The organism is Streptomyces sp. NTH33, from assembly GCF_003236365.1.
Lineage (GTDB): Bacteria > Actinomycetota > Actinomycetes > Streptomycetales > Streptomycetaceae > Streptomyces.
This window is the reverse complement of the sequence record NZ_POTZ01000779.1, coordinates 1-1,991: the sequence shown is the minus strand read 5'-3', so window position 1 is coordinate 1,991 and position 1,991 is coordinate 1. Positions and strand designations below refer to the sequence as shown.

Here is a 1,991-nt window from a genome sequence, read left to right as displayed (position 1 = left end):
ATGGACGGCTGAGGACGTTCCCGCCGTCTAATGCGCGAGGAGAATGGCCATGGGGGAAGTCTAACGGGGGTGTGCAAGCGGTTTTCCCGTGTGTTCGCGGCGGGGCGTTGTCAGTGGCGGGTGCCACACTGAGCCGCGAACCGGATTCTTCGGCGAGAACCGATGCACAAGGGAGTGATCGGCATGGCAGACACGGCCGGCGGACGTCCGAGCATGTACCCGACGCTGCTGTACGCGGACGCCAAGGCGGCCGTCAAACAGCTGACGGAGGCGTTCGGCTTCACCGAGCTCTCGGTGTACGAGGACGAGGACGGCCTCGTCCAGCACGCCGAACTCGTACAGGGCAACGGCGCGGTGATGCTGGGCTCGAAGGGCCGCGGCGGCCGCTTCGACGAGGCGATGCGCGACGCGGGCCCGGCGGGGGTGTACGTGGTGGTGGACGACGTGGACGCCCACCACCAGCGCGCGGTGGACCACGGCGCGGAGATCCTGATGCCCCCGACGGACCAGGACTACGGCTCCCGGGACTACATGGCACGGGACGTCGAGGGCAACATCTGGAGCTTCGGCACGTACGCCCCTCGCATCGAGGGGTGATCCCGCCGGCCCGGCCGGCCCGGCTGCCCTAGCTGCCGCCGGTGTGCACCTGGAAGGCGGCCCGGCGGACGGCCTTGGCCAGGGCTGGGTCGGGGTGGGCGGCGGCGAGGGCGACCAGTACCTGCACGGTGCGGGGGTGGCCGACGGCGCGCACCTCGTCCAGGAGGGCCGGGACGGTGGGCTGCACCGCGGCCTCCAGGTGGCGTACGAGCATGGGGGCCTCGCCGTGGTCGGCGACGGCGGCGGCGGTGTCCACCCACAGCCACGTGGCCTCCTCACGGGTGAGGACCTCGTGGGCGTCCTCCGCGTCGGCGCCGTCGTGCTCGGCGAGCCACAGCAGGGCGTACGGTCTGAGCGCCGGCTCGTCGAGCACGGACCGCACGTCGGGCTCGGCGGGCGCGCCGACGACCCGCAGCGCCTCGAAGGCGAGGCCGCGCAGCAGGGCGTCCTCGCCGCGGGCGGCACCGAGCAGCTCGGTGACGGCGCTGCCGACGGGCCGCGCGGCCAGCCAGGCCCGGTACTCGGCCCGGGCCGCGTTCGGCCGCAGCTGTGCACAGCCGCGGAGCATGTCCTCCGCCGACTGCTCGATGTTCCCCGCGGGACTCTGGGCGGCGACGCAGATCTGCTCCAGCTTGACCCAGACCGCCCAGCTGCCGAGCGGCGTGAGCGTGGCCTGCCCCTCGCCGTAGGTGAGCGCGCCGACGGACGCGAGCGCCCGCAGCGCCCAGTCGAGCAGGGGCGCGAGCGCGGCGCCGTCGGCCGGCTCGGCGACGGGCGGGAGGCCCGGAACCGCCGGGTCCACGGGCTCGCCGGCCTCGGTGGCCGGGGTGGGCCGCGGGTCGTAGGGGATCTCGCAGCGTTCGGTGCGCAGTTCGGTGACGCGTTGCCGGAGGAGGTCGAGGAGCTGGTCGACGGGGACGGGGCCGGCGGAGAGCTGGAGGAAGGAGAGCACCTGCGGCATGGCCGAGACGACCTCGGCGACGGCGGCGGGCTCGTGCCCCCCGGGTTCCGGGCAGGCGAGCGACCAGGCGTCGAAGAGGGCGACCCAGCCGCGCAGGACGGCGCTGTCGTCGCGGTCCCAGGCGCGCAGCCGCCAGCCGGGGCGGGCGCTGTCGCCGTGCACCTCGATCAGGCCGGCGAGACGGGCGGTGTCCCAGTCGTCCCGGACCTGATCGGCGGTCAGGCCCAGGACGTCGGCAGCGCGTTCGGCGGACGCGTCGGAGAGGGCGGCCTTGCCCTCGCCGGCCGCCCCGGCGTGGCCGAGGGCGGCGTCGGCCCAGCGGGCCACGCGGGCCGCCCCGGCCAGCCGGGAGCGCGCCATTCCGGCCAGCTCCGCGGGGGCCGGAGTGCCCTCCGGAGGGCGCGGGGCGGCGCGGCGCGGGTGCCGTTGGTTC

General features: G+C 75.4%; 2 protein-coding genes. One reads left to right on the top strand and one right to left on the bottom strand.

Features of this window, described 5'->3' with window-relative positions:
- Positions 1 to 162 precede the first annotated feature (162 nt).
- Positions 163 to 597 carry a VOC family protein gene (locus C1I97_RS36155; protein ID WP_111007148.1) on the top strand — a complete coding sequence of 145 codons (435 nt, stop codon included), beginning with the start codon at positions 163 to 165 and terminating at the stop codon, positions 595 to 597.
- A 28-nt stretch (positions 598 to 625) separates the two neighbouring features.
- Here C1I97_RS36155 and C1I97_RS36150 read toward each other — a convergent pair.
- Positions 626 to 1,991 (bottom strand): hypothetical protein (locus tag C1I97_RS36150; RefSeq protein WP_258382910.1); only part of this gene is annotated, 1,366 nt, incomplete at its 5' end.

Excerpts from the sequence above, each read along its gene's own strand:
- C1I97_RS36155 (WP_111007148.1), top strand. The coding sequence starts at position 163 with ATGCACAAGGGAGTGATCGGCATGGCAGACACGGCCGGCGGACGTCCG.